Source organism: uncultured Desulfovibrio sp. (genome assembly GCF_902477725.1).
GTDB lineage: Bacteria > Desulfobacterota > Desulfovibrionia > Desulfovibrionales > Desulfovibrionaceae > Desulfovibrio.
In genome coordinates, this window is record NZ_CABSIF010000005.1 from 127,885 (window position 1) to 149,722 (window position 21,838).

The window sequence follows — 21,838 nt, forward strand, 5'->3', positions numbered from 1 at the left end:
CAACCACAGCCACCGGATGGCGGCCAACCTCAAGCGAGGCTGGCCGCTTTGTTCGTATGGAGACAAGTTATGCTAGCACGCTTCAATTTGCCGCATGGCTGTATTCGCAGTTTCCTGCAAAGAATTTTCAACTGAAGGTTGCACGTTATCCCATGCGGGAGCAGCCGCACCTCCATCGATCATTGAAGAACCCGTACCGTAATCACCATGCGTAACGTTGGCACTTTCGGCCGGGGCATCCACCGTCATGGCGGTATGCATGTCCGTAAGACTCATGCCTGCCATGTTTGTGGCAGAGTCCCCATCCTGATGCATGCTTCCGTACTCGTCACTGCTCATGGACACTTCGCCAAAGAGACTATCAAGTGACACATCGCCTTGAGAAAGCACGATGTCAGCATGCACTTCGCCGGAATGGTTCGATGTCACATCAGAGGCAGGCCCACCATCGAGTTGATTCAAACTCTCCCCATTAAACAGCAGACCAACATTTTCACTGCCGTAAAACGAGTGCTCGCTCAGCAAGTCATCCAGTACAGGTGAGTCCTCATGCCCGCTCTCCGTGGACGACATGACACTATCGGTATTTTCAGCCATGTGCGTATCCAACTGAGGATGCGCACCAGTACCCAACAGGGCATCCTGGCTTTGAAGGGCATCGTGCGGTACGTCATCCGCAGCAGGTTCAACACCGCCAGTCACATCGTGTCCCTGTGCCGGATGCGTATCCGCAGCAGTACTGTCTCCCTGGGCAGAGGTGTCCTGCGCGCCAGTGCTGTCATCAGGATTGGATGACTCCGTCCCGCCGGACCCAATGACGGCGACACTGGCCGCTTCATCCAAAGTGTGAATGTCAGCAGTATTCGGCGTGTCATGCCCCTGAACCGTTCCCAAACCTGCCGCATGTGCGGCCTGCCCATCATCTGATGCACCAGCATGAATGCTGTCTGTATTACTGTGCTCGGCTATATCTCCCCCAACAAACATCATGGGGGCGGCGGCAGCCGCAGGATCGTGCAAATGGTCAAAAAGACCTGCTGGCTCAATGGAAATGCCGCTGCTATGCAAATCGTGCAAAAGATCATTAAAGGTTGTCAGAAAGTCTGCGGGCAAATTCGCCACATCCAGGCCGTCAAAGTTGATGCTGGTCAGCCCGCCTGCAATAAGGCCATCAGACGCAATGTTGTTAAGCCACTGGCCATAACGCTCAGCAAAGCTTTCCGTGCTTGTGGCCTGAAGTATCAGCGTGTACGTGCCGCCGGTAGCAATGACATTCAGACTGCCGGTTTCAACCGCGCCGTTCAGCGTAACCGTATTGCTGCCGCCGCCCACATTGATCTGGTTGCCGCTGCCCTTGACGGCTCCATTTATGGTTACATGGTCGTTGCCTGCTCCGGTGGTAATGATATTTCTACCGCCGTTAGCGGTCTGCATGGCGATGCCACCGTTGAGGGTGATGTTGTCGCCCACACCACCGGATTGGGAATGTCCGGTAATGTAGTTTACAGCACGGCCACCATCCGCCCACATGGCAATGGCCTTCTGAGCAGAATCGGCCGTTGCCGTGATGGTCACGGTCAACGGTATGCCGGCTGCGGAAGCAATGCTGTTGCTGCTACTGGAAGAACTGTCGTAAGAATACGCGTGCATACCATATCCGGATTCACCGGCACCGGAGATGGTCACAGCGCCACCCTCGGTGGTGATGCTGTTATTGCTGTTGAAAGAATTGCCAAAAGAATATGCGTACATGCCGTGGCCAGCACCGCCTGTGCTTGTGGCTGAAACGACCACAGGACTATCCCCTGCGGCAATGTGATTGTTCCCACTATTTTGGGCATTCATGCCGTAGCTGTTACCGCCAACACTGGTCGCGATGACGTTCACTGAACCACTTTGAGAAACAATGCCATTGCTACCGGAATTTTCGGCGAACATGCCATTGCTGATGCCATTGGCGGAACTGGAGGCGTCTACAGATACTGAGCCGCTGTCCGTTGTGATGCTATTCTTGCTGCCGGACGAAAAAGCCCACATCCCGTAGCTTCTGCTGGCGCTGTCAGACGAAACAGCCACATCGCCACTGGCCGTTTCAATTATGTTACCGCCAGCATTGTTGGCAAACATGCCATAACCATCACCAGTACCAGCGCTGCCAGTGCCGGAAACCGCCACTGCGCCTGTTTCCGTGGAAATACGATTCTTGCCGGAACTCATGGCGGCCATGCCGAATGCGTAGCTGCTGTCGGTTCCAGAAACTGAAGCAACCACAGAGCCACTCTGGGTTGCGACAGTGTTGCTGCTGCCAGCTCCACGGGCAAGCATGCCGAAACCATCGTTGTCGCCAGTGCCGGATCCCACAATCGTCACGTCGCCAGACCTGGCTGTGACGCTGTTGCTGCCGGAAGTCGTTGCATGCATTCCCCCAGCGATGACCGTAGCGCCGCTTTGGGTGCCAATACTATTTATTCCTGAATCAGTGGCAAGCATGCCCTTACTGTCTTCTGAACCTAGGCCGTCAGCAAAAAGGAAGATATCACCGCTGTCGGTGGTAATTCTATTGGCACTTCCTGCGGAATCGGCCCACATTCCAGTGGACGTTGTGGGACTCCCGCTCTCAACCATTACAGCACCACTATCTGTTTCTATGCTGTTGGTGCCCGCATTTTTGGCGACCATGCCGTAACTTTCTCCACTCTCGGCAATTCCGTAAACGACTACGGAGCCAGAATCTGTAGAGATACGATTATTTCCAGAAGCAAACGCAGCCATGCCATAAGCTGAACCGCTGTCGGCAGCATTGCCGTAAGCGACCACAGAGCCGCTCTGGGTAACAATACTATTGCTGCTGTCCATTCCGCCGGCAAATATGCCATAACTGGACTCATCTCCAGCGCCAGAGCCAGCAACCGTCACGTCGCCGGACTGGGATGCGACGCTATTGCTGCCGGCATTCTGGGCAAACATGCCCACACCGCAGGCAGAGGCGGAATAGCCGTATACGTTCACATCACCGTTGGTGGTACGGATGGAATTGTTGCCACCATCATATGCTGCCATAGCGTAGCTGGCACCGGAGGCTCCCGAGCCAAACACGCGCACATCACCAGCTTCTGTTGTAATGGAGTTGCTGCCAGAACTAGCCGCATTCATGCCGTACCCCAGAGCTCCAGAGCCAGACACCGTCACGTTGCCGTTTTCGGCCTCAATACTATTTGCACCGTCACTCTTGGCAAAAATCCCGGAACCGCCAGCAGAAATCTCCACATTACCATTTGCACTTATTGTGTTTTTTCCACCATAGGCAACAACAGCGGCGTCATAACTGCTTGTGCTGGTGATGGAAACATCGCCTCCGGTTACGGCAATAGTGTTGACGCCACCACTGTTGGCGCTCACTCCAGTCCACTCAGCATTTATATGAAGAGATCCGTCATTGACTGACAGCTCATTCTTGCTGTCATAGAAGGCGGTCATTCCAGCTCCGCCAGAGTTTATGACAACAGAGCCATTATCAACGGCTACGTTGTTGGTGCCGCCGAAATGAGCAATGATCCCATCCCATCCCCATCCTGAATTCACATTGACATCGCCGTTTGTCACATGAACATTATTAGTGCTTTCTCCATATGAATGGATACCGCGGCCAAGGGCATCAATGCCCAGACTTCCGTTGGTCACGTCAATATTTGCGGTACTGTTGTTGTTAGTCGTGATACCCCAGGTATCAGTAACTATATTTATGGAGCCATTCGTGACGGAAATGGTGTTTGCGCTGTAGTCGCTTGCGCCAACGCCAGCCCATGCGGATTTGATATTGACGTTGCCGCCGCTGACACTGAGGGTGTTGGCACTGTTCTCATATGCGGCAATGCCTTCTGCACCCGAAGATGTAATATTGACGCTTCCGCCTGTTGCTGAAACAGCGTTGGAGCTGTTGTTTTCGGCAACCATTCCGCTTCCTTCTGCATTGATGCTGACATCGCCGCCCTTGGTCTCGACAGTGTTGGAACCGCCATCTTCTGCGTATATCCCTTTATCGCTGGCATTAACGAGCAGCTCGCGGCCCAAAATGGTGTTTTCACCAGCGACGGCATTTATGCCATGCCCAGAGGCATTGTTGATATGAACCTGCCCCTTGCCCATGCTGATGAAGTTCTCAGCGTTGTCGCCTTGCGCAGACACACCGCCCTGCACCTTAAGAATACCGTCTGTAGAGGTGACCCGAGTGATCGAGTCTGCCGTCGTATTCGACACACCAGCGTTGAGATTGATGGTATTGTAGTCGTCGGCCATAAGTGCCGGATCGGCGGATCCACTTGCATGGATAGAACTGCCGCCAACGAGGGTGTCGTTCAGAATAATTTCATCATTCTTGGTCGATGAAATAATGGAATAGGCTCCGCCCCCATTTTGCCCCTGATGAAACTCACCAATATTATCAAGGGCGACATTACCGCCATACTGACTGTCATGGGCGGCCGAATCGAACTCCTGATCCTTGGTGGCTATCAGCTCGACATTGTAGTCAAACGTATTGCCCGTGCCCCGGTCGAGCACCGTGATCTGGATAAAATCCACAAGCGGCTTGCCCGTCACGCCCAGACGCTGCATTTCAGCAATGCCCTCGGGAGTCAGACGAAATTCAAGCCGTCCAGTGGTGTAGTCAAAGGCTACATCCACCCAGGCATTTTGCCACCCATCGGGCAGGGTCACTGTCACGCTGAAACGCGCCCAGGGGGCTGCACCAGTAAAATCCAGATCACTGGCGGAAACAGCGGAAGGAGTGCCGTTGTTTTCGGCGAAAAACACGTTGGTGCTCACATACTCGCCGCTCTGGCCGTTGCCGTACAGCACGGCACGCACAAAGGGGCCAGAAGGAAATGAAGGGCCTTGAGGACCAGAGATGTCTGAACCGGACCCAGCTATGGCCCCCAATCCTGTTCCCCTGGTGACTGCAAGGGTAGGATTCAGAGTTGCCATCTCTGCCGGTGCCGAAACATTCAGGGTCGGGTTTTCTGCGCCATCGAGATGCCCCAGGCCAGACGCGAGGGATGAATCCGAATGCTCATTGTACCGTCCACCCCTTTCCGCAGCTTGCGCGGCAGGCCCTGCGGCCGGGGCAAGGTCAGGCCCGAAAGCATTGAAGAATTCCGAGCCGGGCAAAATCTTTCCATCAACAGCAAACTCCGGCAGGTTGGCCTTGTCGTACTGGGCGTAGAAGCCCTCAATAGCAATGCTGCCGCCATCGGCAAAGCTGAAAACCAGGTTATCGCCACTGCGCTCAAGGGTTGCCTGATCGGCCTGAAAATCCAGATGTATAGTGGCCTTTGGTTCCGCAGGAATAGAGATACGCTGACGGGCCCCAGGGGTGGTAAGGGTAATGGTGGACATGGTTAATCCCCTCTTTAAAAGCAAAATATTTTAGATAGATACAGGATGTGAAAAGCACATTGACTGCATCGCGTATTGTCTTTTGAGAAAAGGCTGGAGAGTGTACCAGCGTTCAGGGGTGCTCGTTCCCGTGTGTTGGGAACGAGGAATCCTGAGTTTGTCGCGGCGGCATCGCTGCACACACCGGACAAAGATGGAAGGGCAAGGGAAACCTTCAAGGTTTCCGCTGAAAATCAGACAATAAATGACTGTTAATGTCTGTATCCAGCAAGCTTGCTAATTGATAGTTAACTACTATTATTAGTAAGGTCAAGGCGCGTCCGCGCCTTAGACCCCTCAAACTCTAGTATGCACTATCAGCAAACTTAAGAAAGTCGATTGAGAAGTAAGTACAACCAATTCCTCTCAGATCAGACAGTTACGTTGGTTCAATAAAACCAAACCACAAAAAATATTGATTGTATAATCGTCATGAATATCAAGAAAATTTTTTTACAACTATCTAAAATTACAGATATTTGAAATATTATTAAAAAAAATTGTAAATTCTTGAATAAAAAAAATCAGTGAGCCTTCTAATCAAATGCCAATTACAGTCACAATTATTCTAAGTGCATCAAGCTCACGCGCTCAATATAATCTTTAATATCAACATATTGGGAATACATTCAATTAGGACAACTTACAGCTTAAGCCCACATGGCGACCAACCCATGTGAAGTTGGTCGCCATGTGTACACAGTCCCTTCATGGCTGCCTCTCAGTTTCATGGAAGGGCATGCCAAGGGATTGGAGGTTTTCGAGCAGAAATTTTCAACATCAGGCCGACACTACAGAAGAAACAGCTGGCCGCATCATTACGAGAAACAACAAGGCAGCCTCAACAAACATGCCGGGAAAAAAGCTTAGGCATTCTTGAGGTCGGTAATAATGGCGGCAAGTCTTTGAGCCTGTGCTGCCAGATCAGAAACAGCCTTGCTCGCCTCACTCATCGCCAAGGCCGTTTCTCTCGAAATGGAGTTTACATGGTCGACCGACTGGGCAATTTCCTCGGCAGAAGCTGATTGCTCTTCGCTTGCTGTGGCAATTCCCTGCACCTGATCGGCGGTCTGTTCTGCCAGCCCAAGAATCACCTTCAGCGCCTCGCCGCTTTGCAACGACAACTCTGTGGCAAGGTTTACCTTATTCACTGCTGCGTCCATGCGATGTACGCCATCTTGCGAGCTTTCCTGAATGGCATGAATGGCTTTGCCCACATCGAGGGTCGAGGCCATGGTCTTCTCAGCAAGCTTGCGCACCTCGTCAGCCACCACGGCAAAACCTCGGCCAGCATCGCCTGCGCGTGCGGCCTCAATGGCGGCATTGAGTGCCAGCAAATTGGTCTGATCAGCAATGTCCGAAATAACGGTCATAATTTCGTTGATGGCTTGGGCATGCCCGGAAAGCACATCCATACTGACCTTGAGAGCAGCGGCATCGTTTTGCACATCAGCAATCGCACTCTGGCATTGCGATGTCACATGATCGCCAGAGCGGGCCTTTTCCTGCATCTCAGCAGACAGATGCGCGCCATAGGAAGCATTCTTCGCCACCTCAAGCACCGCAGAATTCATTTCGCCCACAGCAGTTGCCGTATCTGCGATACGGTCTGCCTGCTGTTCCGCACCCCGGGAAGATTCTTCAATTTGCGCAGAAAGCTGTTCTGATGCAGAGGCAATGACGTGCACAACGTTTTCCAGTTGGTTCGCCGCATCAAGCAGGCCTTCTTTACGCGCGCTCTCTGCACGGTGTTGGGCCTCCAGTGCCTCGCCCTGAGCAATGCGGGCACTTTCTGCCGCCTCGTGCGCACGTGCGGATTCTTCCTGAGCGTGCTCTATATTCACCTTCAGCGCGTTTACCATGGCAATGATGGAATCGTACACGCCGAGCTTTTGGCAGCCGTCATCAACGTTATAATCGCCTTCAACAACCCGGTGCGCAATGGCGTTCAGTTCACTGGGGTCTTTGCCAAGCTGCTTGTGAGTGCCGCGAACAATAAACGCAACAGCACCGGCACCTACCAGCAAGGCCGCTATAAGCAATGAGCTGACCAGTATTCTCGCCCTTTCATAAAGTTCATCGCACGACTTACTGGCGGCGTCGGCCCCTTCAGTATTGATATTTACAAGCTCCATGAGCGATGCATTGCTCTGCTCGAAAAGGGCTCTGGATTTTCCTCTGAATATATCAATCGCCGCTTCCAATTTATTGTCATTTGAAAGCTGGATTATTTGAGCACTAACCTGAATATATTGTGCCCATTGCCTCGAAAAAGTGTCAAATGCTTGTTGCTCTTTTTGCGAAGATATTAGTTTAACATAACCAATTTTTGTTTTATCGAGCGCTGATAAAGCAGTTTCCATTCGTTTTTTATAAACGCTATTTTCTTCATCTGTTTTTGCATATACAAACAAAGCCTCAGCAAGCCTGTATTCCGAAGTCAGCAGAGTTGAATTCATCACACTTCGTGTAGAGCGCAACCAGTTTTCACTTATATCAGTAGACCCCTTGTTGATGTTTGCCATCTCAATCAGGCTGAATCCACCAACTAACGTTGCAAGCAGCAAAAGGAATCCAGACATAAGCATGAGCTTAACGCTAAGCTTCATATTCCCTCCAATCACATGTTTTTGCATGTATCGATTAAATTTTTTTGTGTTTCAATAATCTTATTTGCAGGATGCCAATATAAATTTTAACTATTAAACCAGTAAAAAACTGAATTGCTTAATTTTAAAATTTATATCAGGCTTTATAATCTGCATATTCTACTGAAATCTTTTCTATTTGTGATTCAATAGCCAAAAACGCTTTCACAAACCTTGGATCAAACTGCTTTCCGCTTTCACCAACAATAATATTAACCGCTTCTTTATGGGTGAACGGCGGTTTATATATACGTTGACAAACAAGTGCGTCATAAACATCTGCAACTGCTACGATGCGACCTGAAATTGGAATCTCTGCACCAGAAAGGCCTCTAGGGTATCCTGTTCCATTCCATCTTTCATGATGTGTCAATGCAATTTCTCCAGCCAGGCGCAAAAATGAATTTTCTCCTAACTTTCTCTGTGCTCCCAACATTGCCTTATATCCAATAATACAGTGCTCCTTCATCATGGAAAACTCTTCCTTGCTAAGCTTCCCCTCTTTATTCAATATTGCATCAGGAACACCGACCTTGCCGATATCATGCAACACTGCGGAATGATACAGCATGTCAATAGATTCATCATCCATAAACAGTTCAAGATCAGAAAGTTGCCTTGCCGCATGAGCCAGCGCGCATACATATTCCTGAGTGCGCTTGATGTGGCAGCCGGTTTCGGGATCACGGGTTTCAGCAAGGTCGGCCAGCATTTCAATTGTTGCCTGCTGGGTAAGCACAAGTTCCTTGGTGCGTTCCCGCACCATTGCCTCCAACCGGTCTCGGTGGCGTTTCAGTTCCAACTGGTTGCGCACCCGCGCTTTGACCAGCGAAGGATTGATGGGCTTGGTGATATAGTCCACGGCTCCTAGTTCAAGACCTTTTGTTTCATCGCCGATTTCACTAAGGGCGGTAACAAAAATAACGGGAACACCTCGGGTAGCTTCATTGCCCTTGAGCTTTGTGCACACATCGTAACCACTGATGTCGGGCATCATGACATCCAGCAGAATAATGTCGGGCAAGGGGGCGGCGATGGCCTTGTTGAGAGCCCGTGTTCCATTGGTGGCCGTCACCACTACATATTGATCTTTCAGTGCTTCCATAATTACGTAGAGATTGCTGACATCGTCATCAACTACGAGCACTGTGGGACGTTCAATATTCAATAAATGCCTCCTTCTATCGCACCTTCAGCGCCACAAGCAGGCTTTCAATAGCTTGTGATGCCTCTTCAATGTCAAAATTGCCCATGGCCTTCTGGAGACGCGCAAGGTCATCCTCCAATGCGGAGGGCATTTCCACTCCATCCAGATCTCTGACCTTGCCAAAGGCTTGAGCAACGTCGCATTCAAGTAATTTGCTGATTTCGGAAAGCAGGCTGCTCAGAGAAGAAGAATCAAATAAACGGCTTTCGCTGTCTGAATGGCTGTCAGCATCTTCAAAAAGTCTGATTGAAGTCAGTACGCTCTCCAGAGAGCAGAAAAACTGTTCAAACAAATCTTCTGTTACGCATTCTCTTGTGATGCCTATTTCAAGCTTTCCCGCTGCCCTGCTGAGCTCCATTGCGCCAATATTTCCCGCAACGCCTTTCAGCGAATGCGCTATTGAAGCAACAGCCGCCATGCTTCCCCGGTCACGCTCGGCACGCACAAGCGTAGCGGTATCAGCATAGTCTACGGCAAATTTTGCTAACAGATTTCTGTATAGCTCACGGTTACCGCCCATACGCAACACACCCTGCGTGACGGAGAGGCCAGGCAAAGCCATGACAGGCTGAGGAGCGTCCATGCTTTCACAGGGCAACTCTGACTGCAGAAAGGTTTTGTGCTTGCCCTGCTTTATCCAGCGAACGAGCGTAGCCAACAACTTGTCCGGCCTGATTGGCTTGCTCAGATGATCATTCATTCCGGCATTCAGGCTTCTTTCTCTATCACCAGCCATCGCATGAGCGGTCATGGCAATAATGGGGAGGTCGGCAACACCTGGCTTATTCAGCTCACGGATTCGTCTGGCGGTGCATAAACCGTCAAGTCCGGACATCTGAATATCCATAAGCACCGCGTCAAAATCACTATTTTTCACTGCCTCAATCGCCTCAAATCCGTTGCTGGCGACTTGCACAATAAGCCCGGCCTGTCCCAGAATTTCCAACGCAACCTTCTGGTTGATCTCATTATCCTCAACCAAAAGGATTCTGGCGTCATAAATTTTAGGCAGACCTTTCAGCCTTGCTCCACGATTGCTCACATCACTCTTCTTGTCGGACACCCTCTTGCCCAACGCCTCCATTACGGTGTCAAACAAGGTTGACGAATTCACCGGCTTGGCAAGAACTGTATTCACCCCAACATTTTTGGCCTCAAGGGAAATACCTTCATTGTTGTAGCCCGTGACCAAAAGGACAACGAAAGCATCGCGGGTGGCTTTCTGCCTAATCCGCTTGGCAACGGCGACACATTCCGTGTCAGACTTTTTTGAATCCAGCAGAACAAACAAGAAGGGGTCGTCGCTGTCTGTCTTATCCAGTGCATCCAGGGCTTCTGCGCCAGTGGTAACAGTGACGACACGGCAGAAGAAAGATTCCAAACATGAGGTTAGCGTGCGTTTTGTCTCGCTGTTTTCTGACACAACAAGACAACGTAAATGCTGCAAGTCCTGCATCAATACATCGTCAATTAGGCAGGCCTCTTGCTCACCCAATCCAACCCACGCGGTAAACCAGAAGGAACTACCTTGGCCCGGCACACTATTAACGCCAACTTCACCACCCATCAGTTCAGCCAACCGCTTGCAAATCGCCAGGCCAAGCCCTGTACCGCCATAATTGCGCGAAATTGAACCGTCAGCTTGCGTAAAAGCATTGAACAAATCGCTACTCTGCGACTCATCCAGGCCGATGCCGGTATCTGTAACGGCAAAACGAAGCAGTATGCGGTCCACACGACGCTCAACTTCCTTCACAGAAAGGAGTACGTGACCTTTTTCAGTAAATTTGATGGCATTTGTGGCATAATTTATAAGCACTTGTGAAAGACGCAAAGGGTCTCCCATCAAGTTATGAGGAATCGTGGCGTCTATGTCGAAAATAATTTCTAGATCGCATTCATCAGCTTTAACAGAAATAACACTGTATATTCTGTCAATGAGTTCCGTAAGATTAAAGTTAACTTCATCTATAACCATTTTCCCGGCTTCAATTTTAGAAAAATCCAGGATATCATCAATTATTCGCAAAAGAATATTACCAGAAAGCTGGATATCACTGACATATTCACGCTGCTTGTCAGTGATATCTGAATGCAATGCCAGGTGGGCAAGACCTAAAATTGCATGTATTGGCGTTCTTATTTCATGGCTCATCCTAGCCAAAAATTCACTTTTTGCCTTGTTTGCTTCCTCAGCAATAAGTTTTGCATGCTCCAGGTAACTGGCTGCGGCATGTTGTTCCGTAATATCCAAGGATAAAGAAACCACACCAGTCATGCGATTACTGCTATCCATCAGCGGGATTTCGGTCGTGCGCAGCAGGTGCTCGCTCCCATCGGCAAAAACATGAATGAACTCAAAAGTCTGGGTAGTGCAGTTTCCTCCGGCGCAGAGATTGTTCTCCATGTTTTCCCTGGCGGTCTCGCCGAGGAAAATTTCCTCCTGTGTTTTGCCCAGAATGTTTTCAGTTTTTAGGGCGTACACGTTTTCAAAAAAACGATTGCCCATAAGGTAGCGCCCTTCGGCATCTTTGAGAGTTACCATGCAAGGCAAATTATCAATAATGACGCGCAACATGCGCTCTTGTTCGGCAAGAGCGAGTGCGGCGCGACGTTTTTCAGAAACATCCTCAATGTATGCAGTCAGTTGAACAATTCCATCTGGTAACAACTTATAGTGACTACAAAAATTAAGATAACAATCATATCCTCCCACAACAGCACGCAGCTGCACCTCGGTCTGTTCATGCTCCTGACCGGCAAACATACGGGTCAGCACATTATTGAGCCCAGTCCTTGCCATTGCAGCATCTTGTGGATCAACATTGCGCCATAAGGATTCAGGACTAGTAATTATTTCATCAACAGTAATTCCAAGTAGTTCACACATTCTCTGACTAGTAAATGTGAATAATCTGCTTCCATCTTCAAAACAGCACAACTGAAAAACCCCTACAGACAGGGATTCAGCCATATCTACCAATTGAGTTTGAGACCTCTTTACATTCTTTAAAGCTGCCAAAATTTCGTTTTTGTGCGCCACCAGCTGTGCCTGGGACAAAACCAGAGAATTTGCCTGAAGACATGTCTTATCAAGCAGTTCCTTTACCTGAAGACTGCTAGACAAAATTTCCAGATTTTGCCCCACAACGGGCAGCAATTCTTCCATAAAAAACTCAACGAGTTCGCCTTGCGGCTCTGCCAGAACAAGTTCAAGTACAGCCAGCTTTTTACCCTGGCTGATTACTGGCAATAGAAGCCACCTGCCTCCAGACACATTACGTGCACAGATGAAGGTACCAGTCGGCACGACATCTTCATTGCCGTTGCCTGCAATTTTTGCATCAAAAAAGTATGAGGAGGAGGAGGAGCATGCAGGATCCAAATCGCAAAATGCAGAACCATCAACACTTGTAAAGTTTTCCTGAGAGTTGTCTGCCAGATAAAGTTCACATTGCGTAATACCCCATCGGCCACGTAGCCGTGAAAGCAAAGCAAAAGAAAATTCAGAAAAGGTCGTTGCGGACAGCAGAGCTTCGGCAATATTGCCAACTTCAGTTTTTACACGCAAAAATTTGCTGTGCTCAGCCGCACATACCCTCAGCCTGTCCAGGTTATTTGCAAGTTGCCCTATTTCATTATTCCACCTTCTATAAGGAACTACCTGCTCATAACACCCGTGGGTTACGCTTTCTATTGCCTTGCATAAACTGCGCAGCGGCCGAACCACGCTGACTTTGAATATTGTCAGCACAATACACAATGACATGACCACGGTGATTGATATCGCCAATGCAAACATGGAAATGGTTTTCCGGGTGTTTGCCATGACGTCATCCCGATCCAGAATCAACCCATTGCGCATTGATTCGGCAAGACAAGAGGTGTCGTGCCTGAGCGTGTTCAGAAACGGCAAAACCTTATCATGCATATATTCAAGGGCGTACACTCGAGTATGAGTCCTCGCCACATCCTGAACCTTGTCAAATTCAACAAGCAGTTCCCCAAACTGTCGTCTTAGCGCATCAATGCCCTCGGCATTGTTTGGTGATTTATTTTTAGCAACTGAAATCAACGAAAAGTACGCATTAATATTTTTTTCTAGCTCTACTCTACTCGATAGATGTTTTTCTTCACTATCTTGCAGAGCAAGTTCATATACCTGCTGGTATGCAGAAACACTTTCTTTATTTGAGCTTATCACTGCAATTACAGCTTTTATTTTTGTATCCACAAGCTCTGCATACAAGGAGTCGACGCTTTCACTGCCCTTAGCTGCAAGCACAAAAATAATTATCAACGCAGTGCCCGTGGGAAGAAGCGAAATAACCAGCTTGGCGCGAATGGAGAGATTGGCAAACCAAGTTATAATTTTTAAGTATATCAGATAAAGAGCTGCCATCTATCGTATCCAGCACACTACATGATTCTAATATTATAAATAAATATGTATTCACAATTTTACACATCAAACCATGAATACCTGCCAGTAGAAATCTTACAGCAAGAATATATATTGAATTGTAAAATTGAATTTTAAGATTTTACACAATTTTACATTGATCACTGTTTTTTTTCTCATACCATGTAAAAAATCATTAAAATTTTAACCAGGACATCATCTATCACTGCCAACAAAAAAACATATCGCGTGGCTTGTAATAATGAAGAATTACGAATTCCACAGAATACTATTATCCAGCATGTCATGCATAAAAGTTGAATGATAACATATAAAAACGAGATAAATTCATGAGCACAGAACGAAAGTATACTTTTTCATGGAGTACTATCGGAGATAACATGGCTGTTGCACGCCCAAGCCTTGGAGTATATACCCGCATTGAAGTATATAGACTTCTGCAATATACTTTGAGAGACATTCTTGAAGATGAATTTGGACATATAAAAACAGATGAAATATTCCGCAGAGCCGGTGCTCTTGCAGGCAAAGAATTTTATAAAAAGTATATTACAGATGTCAGTGACATTTCAGGCTTGGTGAAAATCATTGAAGACAAGTTCATGGAACTGGGAATAGGTATCTTTCGCGTGGAAAGTATCGATCTCGACACCCTGAGCTTCACTCTGAATGTTGAAGAAGACCTCGACTGCTCTGGACTGCCGGACAGCAACGAACAGATTTGCGTTTATGATGAGGGCTTTATCCAGGGCATCCTTGAATCGTACACGGGGACAAAGTTCAAAGTCCGCGAGATTGACTGTTGGTGCACCGGAGCCCGCACCTGCCGTTTCAACGCCAATGCTATAGATCAGACGCACGGTGATTAATGAAAATGGATCTCTTTGTTGATTGCGACATGCAGATAAGCACGGTGCATAAAGTACTGCATCATGTTGAAAAATTGCTCGATGCTGCAACCCCTCCGGAAGTTCCTTCTGCATTTACAAAAAACGAAGACTTTATCCGGCTGCATGAAAAAATGATATCCTTGCGTGATATTATGACATCTTTTGCTTCCGGCGACCTTTCCCCCCAGATTACAATGAGCGGAGTTGTCGCAGGGTCATGCAAGGCTTTACAGGCGAACCTTCGGCATATGACATGGAAGGTGCAGCAAGTTGAAAATGGAGACTATTCGCAACGCATGGACTTCATGGGAGACTTTTCGTCTTCATTCAACAGCATGGTAGTCCAGCTTGCAAACACGATAGATGCTTTACAGCAGAAGGAAGCGTCCCTTCAGGAAGAGGCCAGGCAACGCAATGAAGCCATGAGGCAACTGGAGCAAAGTGAAGCCAAATTTAAATATATGGCACAGCATGATCCACTGACTGGCGTGTTTAATCGCAGATTTTTCTTCTTTTCCGCAATGGAACAGATGGAGCGGTGCTTTGCAATGCGACGAAACTGCTGCTATTGCCTTCTTGATGTAGATCACTTCAAAAAATTTAATGATACATACGGCCATGTTGAAGGCGATTGGGCATTGAAGCATATTGTGGAGCAAGCTCAAAAAAGCCTGCGGCGGGCTGACATCATGGGGCGTTACGGGGGCGAGGAATTCATCTTTTTCTTTTCCGATGCCGATATGGAACAGGGCCGTGCTGCGGCGGAGAGAATTCGTGTAGCGGTGGAAAGTGAGCCTTGCCAGCTTCAAGATGGCAGAAAAATTCCCGTGACTGTGAGTATGGGGGTTGCAGGCCTGCTAGCAAAAAAAGTGGCAGACCAGAATAGCAATATCCTTCAGCAACATGCAATAAAAATAGCTGACACAGCATTGTATCAGGCCAAGGGAAACGGAAGGAATACCGTTCATGTTGCTGAAATTGTTAATATTACATAAAAAATGCGTGCCTCACACCTTTTTCTATGACACTCCATATTACCCGCTCGCAATAAACTGCCCCCCGTAGGAAGTAACCGATCTGTTTGTATTCAAAAAATTCAAGCACAGCCTTATGACCTGGAATTTTCCCATCCAGGCACATAGGTCGAATATTCTAAAAGCTGTTGCTGGTTCCAGGCCATTGCAGGTCATGAAGATTATTTCATTCAGCAGAATCTTGAATGCCCCACAAAAGAACGCATATTTAATGCTTTTTTTGTGGCATCCCAACTAGCTAGTGACGTGAATGAAGCGTTTTTGTGATCCATATTCCTTTCAGAAAAGCTCTCCGGCCTGACGGCGCTTAAGGAAATCTCATAATTCCATTCTCTGGTATTCTACTTGTTGATGTTACATTATCCTGTGAGTGCTTTTATCTGTAAATTATCATGTATTTTTAACGTGTTAAAGCATATGAACGAAAACCATATCCAGCAGTCTTCTAGCTAGTTGATCAATCTTAAAATTTTTACTGCTTTTCGGGCCGACAATCGAAAAATGCATTTTCTGCATCACCGCCTGTTGAAAAGTGATTCGCGGTGTCGTCCCTTGTTGCGCAGGACATCAGTTTTCGGTGGAAAGCTATACGACCCACTATCTTAAAAAGTTGTGCTCCTAGATTGTTCCTGAAAAAATGACTATGGTTGTTCGGATTGTACTCCTTGACAGCCCAATTGCATTAAAGGCAATCTTGACAACGGTGACAGTCTATCAGATGCAACCTTTCATAAGGCTATACACATATGCTTTCTGATCTTCAGCCTTCAGTGCAATCATACGCTGACGTCATTTCCAAAGTTACAGGTATTGACGTTGAAATTATGGACAGCAGTATGGTTCGTGTTGCTGGAACAGGCATATATGCCGACAAGGTGGGCGAGAGCCTTGCGCAGGCTGGAGAAGTGTACAAGGAGGTCATGCGGAGCCGCCAAACAGTGCTGGTTAAATCCCCACGGCACCATGAAATCTGCACCAACTGCCATAATCAGGATAACTGCCGCGAGCGTTTCTCTCTGGCGACCCCCATTGCCGATGCCGCAACCCTGCACGGCGTCATTGGCCTTGTCTGCTTCAACGATGAAGACCGCGCCCGCGTGATGGCCTCACTGGACAGCTATTCCGCCTTCATTTCTTTTCTGGCCGACGGTCTGGCCCTGAAAATCGGCGAAAAAACGCACCTCAGCCAGACCACGCGTATGCTCGACCTCATGCTTCAGGCCGTGGATATTCCAGGCCTTGGGCTTATTTTGTTCAACCGGGACGGTAGCCAGCTCTACGCCAACACCCCAGCTCGCGAATTTTTTGGTGAAACACAAGGCAAAAACCTTCAGTCTGGCGATATCCAGCCCTGCGGCAGCTCTGTATACGGCTACGAAGAATTTGAGGTCAAAGCACCGGATGGGGTCGTGCATACGTTGCCAGGCCGAATGGTGCATCTGGATTGCGGGCAACACTACTCGGCCGACATGTTCGCCTTTGAGCTGCCCAAGAGGCTGGCGCGCCTGGCTGGCGACCTGAACTCCCACAGCGCGGCCTCGGGCTTTGATTCCATCATTGGCAGCTCCGGCCCCCTTGAAAGCCTGAAAACCAAGGCCATGCAGATTGCTGATTCCGGTTCAACGGTTCTGATCACCGGCGAATCCGGCACAGGCAAGGAGCTTTTGGCCCGGGCCATACACAATGCCGGGCCGCGCAAAAATGCGCCGTTCATTGCCATTAACTGCGGCGGCATTCCTGATACGCTGCTTGAGAGCGAGCTTTTCGGCTATGTCAGCGGCGCATTTACGGGCGCCTCCAGCAAAGGGCGCATGGGAAAGTTTGAACTGGCCGAGGGCGGGGTTATTTTTCTGGACGAGATATCGGCCATGCCGCTTTACGTGCAGGTTAAACTACTGCGAGTTCTCCAGGAGCGCGTTGTCATCCGCCTTGGCTCCAACAGGCTTATCTCCGTCAATGTGCGCGTTATTGCCGCCAGTAACGAAGACCTCCGCGACTGCATTGCGCGCAATGCCTTTCGCGAAGATCTTTTCTATCGGCTCAACGTCATTCCCCTCGATATGCCGCCATTACGGCAGCGTGTTGGGGATGTGCCCATTCTTGCCAACTTTTTTCTGGATAAATACTGCGCCCTGTTTCAAAAACGCCGCCCCCGGCTGAGATCGTCAGTGCAGCACCTGCTTGAGCAGTATCCCTGGCCGGGCAACGTGCGCGAACTGGAACACGTGGTGGAATACGCCGTCAACATGATGCCCGAAGACGGCACCATTGATATTGACTGTCTGCCAGCAAAGCTGCTGGACGACGTGCGCCGTCTGAAAACACCTGCCCCCCCAGCAGTGGAACAAGATCCCCCAATTTCAGGCGTGCAGCAGATCATTCCCTTGGCGCAAATGGAAGAACAGGCCATCCGTGCAGCATTAAATGTTTTTGGCACCAGCACTGCGGGCAAAAAAAAGGCAGCCCAGGCCTTGGGATTGAGCCTGGCGACCTTCTACCGCAAGCTTCATTCTTTCTCAAATTAAGAATTTTTCACACAAGACTGCATCTCAATATGAGAATTTTCTCATTTTGAGAAGCAGTCTTTTTTTATTCCCCTCCCTCCGCATTCCTCCACTCCACAGTCATAATTGACATTTTTTTCACTTGCACAGTTTGGCCCTCTTTTTGCCTAAAGAGTGATGAAAGGCTTTGGCCGCACTTCACTGAAATCGTTACACGCGAGGGCAACATGTCTATCAGGATGCACCTGAATTCTTACCAAAAAACTCCCGGCACGGGCACCGATCTTTCGACATTATCCCCCTCGGTTGCCAAAAACGTGCGATCTTTCCACGCCACCTTCAAGGAATACGAACCCACGCCGCTGAACCGGTTGCCGGGGCTGGCCGCCGAGCTTGGGGTGAAAAACGTATTCGTCAAGGACGAATCCAAACGCTTCGGGCTTAACGCCTTCAAGGTGCTTGGCGGCTCTTACGCCATGGGGCGCTACATTGCGGACAAAATACACCTGCCGCTGCAAAGTCTCACGCGTGCCAACCTTGATGCTCCCGAAGCAAAGGCCAAGGCTGGCGATATCACCTTTATCACCACCACGGACGGCAATCACGGGCGCGGCCTCGCCTGGACGGCCCGTGAGCTGGGCTACAAGTGCATAGTCTTCATGCCCAAGGGATCGGAAGAAATCCGCAAGAACAATATTCTGGCCGAAGGCGCGCAGTGCACAGTGACCGACCTCAATTACGACGAGGCCGTGCGCATGAGCTGGGGCCTTGCCCAGGAAAACGGCTATGTGATGGTACAGGACACCGCCTGGGAAGGTTATGAAGAAATCCCCACCTGGATCATGCAGGGCTACATGACCCTTGCGACCGAAGCTCTTGAGCAGCTCAAGGCCATGGACGCCCTGCCCACGCACTGTTTCCTCCAGGCGGGCGTCGGTTCGTTTGCCGGTGCGGTTGTGGGCAGTCTGGTTGCCGCCCTGGGCGAAAAAGCCCCCAAGTTCATCATTGTGGAGCCGCACTCGGCCAACTGCATCTACAAGTCGGCCGTGGCAGGCGATGGCAAACCCCATACCGTGGGGGGCGACCTGCAAACCCTGATGGCCGGCCTTGCCTGCGGCGAGCCCAACACCATCAGCTGGGAAATCCTGCGCGACTACTCCACCGCCTACATTTCCTGCCCCGACTATGTGGCAGCCAACGGCATGCGCATTCTTGCCGCACCGCTCCGCGGCGACGCCCCCATTGTTTCGGGCGAATCCGGCGCTGTGACCACTGGTATCGTGCAGTGGCTCATGAAGCACCCGGCAGCCGAAGCCCAGCGCATAGCCCTTGGGCTTGGCGAGGATTCCTCCGTGCTGCTCATCAGCACCGAGGGCAATACAGCTCCTGAAGTTTACAAAAATGTTGTCTGGCTCGGGGCGCACCCCGACCTTGATCCGGCTTAGCGCACCGCTGGTGCAACCCTTGCGCATGGCTCAGGACAAAAATCTGCTTTCACCTAAGGAGAAAACCAATGGATTTCGCCAAGATCACTGAACTCAGCAAAAAATACGAACCTCAGATGACGCGCTTTCTGCGCGACATGATCGCCATTCCTTCCGAAAGCTGCCAGGAAGAAGCCGTCGTCAAGCGCATCAAGCAGGAAATGGAAGCCGTGGGCTTTGACCGCGTGGAAATCGACAAGATGGGCAACGTCATCGGCTACATGGGCAACGGACCGCGCCTTGTCGCCTTTGACGCGCACATCGACACTGTGGGCATTGGTGAACGCGCCAACTGGACCTTCGATCCCTACCAGGGATACGAAGACACCGAAACCATCGGCGGCCGGGGCGCTTCCGACCAGGAAGGCGGTATGGCTTCAATGGTTTACGGCGCGCGGATCATGAAAGAACTGGGCATTATCCCCGCTGACGTTACCGTGGCCATGGTCGGCACTGTACAAGAAGAAGACTGCGATGGCCTGTGCTGGCAGTACCTTATCAAGGAACACGGCCTCAAACCCGAATTTGTGGTTTCCACTGAACCCACCGACGGCGGCATTTACCGTGGTCAGCGCGGCCGCATGGAAATCCGCGTGGATGTGCGCGGTGTCTCCTGCCACGGCTCCGCCCCCGAACGTGGCGACAACGCCATCTTCCGCATGGGGCATATTCTCACCGAGCTGGAAGAGCTGCACAAAAAGCTGCAGGACGACCCATTCCTCGGCAAGGGTTCGCTGACTGTTTCGCAGATTTTCTACTCCTCCCCTTCGCGCTGCGCCGTGGCCGACGGCTGCTCCATTTCCATCGACCGCCGCCTGACCATGGGCGAAGACAAGGATCTTGCCCTCGGCCAGATACGCGACCTGCCTTCCGTGCGCGCCGCTGGCGACCTTGTGAAGGTGTCCATGTACACCTACGAGGCTCCCTCATGGACCGGCCTTGTATACCCCACAGACTGCTACTTCCCCACCTGGGTACTGCCCCAGGATCACGTTGTCTGCAAATCCGCTGAAGAAGCGTACCGCAACCTCTTTGGCAAGGAAGGCCGCACCGACAAGTGGACCTTCTCCACCAACGGCGTGTCCATCATGGGCATGTTCGGCATCCCGGTAGTGGGCTTTGGCCCTGGCAAAGAAAAGGAAGCGCACGCCCCCAATGAAAAAACCTGGAAGGAAGATCTCGTGCGCTGCGCCGCCCTCTACGCCGCCCTTCCGGCCACCTACGCACAAAAAGGATAACCCCATGAGCGCCACGCAAAGGGATCTTGTCGTCATCGCCATAGGTGGCAACTCGCTTATCAGCGCGCGCGATAAAAAAAGCGTCACGGATCAGTATGATGCCATCTGTACCACAGTGGCCCATATAGCGGACGTTATCGAGTCGGGCCGCAGGGTGGTTATTACCCACGGCAACGGCCCGCAGGTGGGGTTTATCCTGCTGAGGTCAGAAATAGCACGCAAAAGCAACGGATTGCATTCCGTACCGCTGGTTTCGTGCGTTGCCGACACGCAGGGGGCCATTGGCTGGCAGATCCAGCAGGCCCTTACCAACGAGCTTGCGGCACGCAAGCATCAGGGGCGCGTTGTCAGCCTTGTCACCCAGGTGAGGGTAAACGCCGATGACCCCGGCTTTACCAACCCCGACAAGTTCGTTGGGGAATTCTACGATGCGGAAGACCTGCCTGCACTGCGCGAGCAGAATCCCCAGTGGGAACTCAAGGAAGACCCGGGCCGGGGCTGGCGGCGCGTGGTTCCCAGTCCTGCGCCGGTGGAAATTGTGGAGCTGGATGCCATCCGCGCCCTGCTCAATGATGGATTCAATCTGGTGACTGTGGGCGGCGGCGGCATCCCGGTGGTGGATCAGGGCAACGGCGCGCTGCGCGGCGTTGACGCCGTTATCGACAAAGATCTGGCCTCGCGCCTGCTTGCCAACGCCCTTGGGGCTGGCACGCTGATCATTTCCACAGGTGTGGAAAAGGTCTGCGTCAATTTTGGCAAACCAGATCAAAAAGCCCTTGGGCAGACAACAGCCGCCGAAATGCAGGCCTATTACGATCAGGGGCAGTTCCCGGCTGGCAGCATGGGGCCCAAAGTCAAGGCGGCTCTGGATTTCCTGGCCGCTGGCGGGGAAAGGGTGATCATTACCAGCCCAGAGCACCTCAAGGCCGCCATCAACAATCAGGGCGGCACCCACATTGTGCCTTAACGCCGCCCGG

Annotated in this window: 11 protein-coding genes; 7 read left to right on the forward strand and 4 right to left on the reverse strand. The window is 50.5% G+C overall.

What is annotated here, in order from left to right:
* Positions 1-72: 72 nt before the first annotated feature.
* Entirely contained in the window at positions 73-4,824 is a 4,752-nt protein-coding gene (locus RDK48_RS05845) for a hypothetical protein (protein ID WP_298996601.1), read from the reverse strand.
* A gap of 240 nt (positions 4,825-5,064) precedes the next feature.
* Between RDK48_RS05845 and RDK48_RS05850 the strand changes: the two genes are divergently transcribed.
* Positions 5,065-5,400 (forward strand): hypothetical protein, encoded by a 336-nt coding sequence (locus RDK48_RS05850; RefSeq protein ID WP_298996599.1) that lies wholly within the window; start codon positions 5,065-5,067, stop codon positions 5,398-5,400.
* An 899-nt stretch (positions 5,401-6,299) separates the two neighbouring features.
* On the opposite strand, the gene RDK48_RS05855 is transcribed toward RDK48_RS05850, so the two are convergent.
* From RDK48_RS05855 to RDK48_RS05865, 3 genes are all read right to left on the reverse strand, one after another.
* On the reverse strand, positions 6,300-8,042 hold the full coding sequence (locus tag RDK48_RS05855) for a methyl-accepting chemotaxis protein (RefSeq protein ID WP_298996597.1): 1,743 nt from the start codon (positions 8,040-8,042) through the stop codon (positions 6,300-6,302).
* A gap of 136 nt (positions 8,043-8,178) precedes the next feature.
* Positions 8,179-9,249, reverse strand: coding sequence for an HD domain-containing phosphohydrolase (locus RDK48_RS05860; protein ID WP_298996594.1), 1,071 nt, complete (start codon positions 9,247-9,249; stop codon positions 8,179-8,181).
* Positions 9,250-9,262: 13 nt separating this feature from the next.
* On the reverse strand, positions 9,263-13,690 hold the full coding sequence (locus tag RDK48_RS05865; protein WP_298996592.1) for a response regulator: 4,428 nt from the start codon (positions 13,688-13,690) through the stop codon (positions 9,263-9,265).
* Positions 13,691-14,091: 401 nt separating this feature from the next.
* On the opposite strand from RDK48_RS05865, the gene RDK48_RS05870 reads away from it, so the two are divergent.
* The 6 genes from RDK48_RS05870 (at position 14,092) to RDK48_RS05895 (ending at position 21,828) form a co-directional block, all read left to right on the forward strand.
* On the forward strand, positions 14,092-14,580 hold the full coding sequence (locus RDK48_RS05870) for a V4R domain-containing protein (RefSeq protein ID WP_298996589.1): 489 nt from the start codon (positions 14,092-14,094) through the stop codon (positions 14,578-14,580).
* Entirely contained in the window at positions 14,580-15,596 is a 1,017-nt protein-coding gene (locus RDK48_RS05875; RefSeq protein WP_298996586.1) for a diguanylate cyclase, read from the forward strand. Before RDK48_RS05870 ends, RDK48_RS05875 begins: the two co-directional genes overlap by 1 nt.
* Positions 15,597-16,381: 785 nt before the next feature.
* Complete coding sequence (locus tag RDK48_RS05880; protein ID WP_298996583.1) at positions 16,382-18,160, forward strand: sigma-54-dependent Fis family transcriptional regulator; 1,779 nt, start codon at positions 16,382-16,384, stop codon at positions 18,158-18,160.
* 206 nt (positions 18,161-18,366) lie between these two features.
* Positions 18,367-19,584: a diaminopropionate ammonia-lyase gene (gene dpaL, locus RDK48_RS05885; RefSeq protein WP_298996581.1), complete on the forward strand. Its 1,218-nt coding sequence runs from the start codon at positions 18,367-18,369 to the stop codon at positions 19,582-19,584.
* A gap of 68 nt (positions 19,585-19,652) precedes the next feature.
* Positions 19,653-20,861, forward strand: a complete 1,209-nt coding sequence (locus RDK48_RS05890; protein WP_298996579.1) for a YgeY family selenium metabolism-linked hydrolase — start codon at positions 19,653-19,655, stop codon at positions 20,859-20,861.
* A 4-nt stretch (positions 20,862-20,865) separates the two neighbouring features.
* Complete coding sequence (locus tag RDK48_RS05895; protein WP_298996576.1) at positions 20,866-21,828, forward strand: carbamate kinase; 963 nt, start codon at positions 20,866-20,868, stop codon at positions 21,826-21,828.
* Positions 21,829-21,838 lie beyond the last annotated feature (10 nt).